General features: G+C 77.2%; 1 protein-coding gene. It reads left to right on the forward strand.

The genetic code is table 11. The features are described 5' to 3' along the window. Positions 1-29: 29 nt before the first annotated feature. The coding region (locus tag E2651_RS43360; protein WP_135336745.1) for a hypothetical protein at positions 30-1,100 on the forward strand (1,071 nt) is incomplete at its 3' end.

Consider the following 1,100-nt stretch of genomic DNA (forward strand, 5'->3'; position numbering starts at 1 on the left):
GGGCAGGGGCAGTTGAGAGGGGCGGGCGTATGACGAGGCAGCAGAAGACGGACGCGCCGAGAGCCCCGGAAGGCGCCGCCGGGTGGGACGCCCGCTCGGCGGACATGGTGGCGGAGGCCTTCGGGGAGTCGGAGGCGATCGTGGCGGAGCCAGCGGCCTGGCGGGCCCCCGATGGCTCGGAGGCTTTGGCCGCTTCAGGTGCTGCCGGGCAGCGTGGCAGGCCCCCGCGGCGCGGTGCCGTCGACCCGGTGAAGGCCCTGATGCACCGGCACCGCGAGCTGTGCGAGCGCGCCGTCGACCCGCTGGAGATCGCCGCGGGGCTCGAGGCGCACGGGGTGACCGACCGGACCGCCGCGCGGTACCGGCACCGGGACGTCTTCGCCCTCGCCGAGGAGATGTACGCGCGCGTGCCCCGCGATGACGACGAACGGCCCCTCCCCATGACCGCTCCCTCGCCGCGCCCGTCCGGCGGCTCCGCCGGGTGGGCGCTGCTGGCGCTGCTGCCGGGAGCGGTGTGCGGGCTCGCCGTCGCCGGGTCCGAGCTGACCGAGGGGCGTGCGCGGCTCGCGGTGGGGCTCGGCGGAGTGCTCGCCGTGGCCATCGCGCTGCGGGTCGCTCTTCGGTACGCGCCACCGCGTTCGGGTTCCGGGCAGTCGCACGGTGCGCACCACGCGCTGCCGGCCACGCGCGCGTGGACGTGCTGGCTCGTCGCGTACGCGCTGCTCGGCGACGGGCTGCTGCGGGGCGCCGTATCGGGCGGGCCCGACGGCCCGTGGGAGGCGTCCACCGCCACCGCTCTGGCGCTCTCGCTGGCGGTCGCGCCCGCGGTCTGGTGCGCCCGGCTGTTCGCGGTGCGGGCGCGCGGGCGGCTCTCCACCAGCCGCGAGCTCGCCGATTTCGCCGCCTCCGCAAGGCCGTTGCTGCTCGGCGTCGTGCTGCTCTTCGTGTGTGCGCTGGGGGCGCTGCTCGCGGTGTCCGCGGCGGTGGTCCCCGCGGGTGGCGGGGCGGGCGCCGGCGCCGGGGCGCTCGGGGTGCTGCTGTTGCTGTCCTGGCTGCTTTCTTCGTACGGCTTCACCCGGGCGCCCGTGCTGATGCTGGGG

The sequence above is a fragment of the Streptomyces sp. MZ04 genome (genome assembly GCF_004684775.1).
GTDB lineage: Bacteria > Actinomycetota > Actinomycetes > Streptomycetales > Streptomycetaceae > Streptomyces.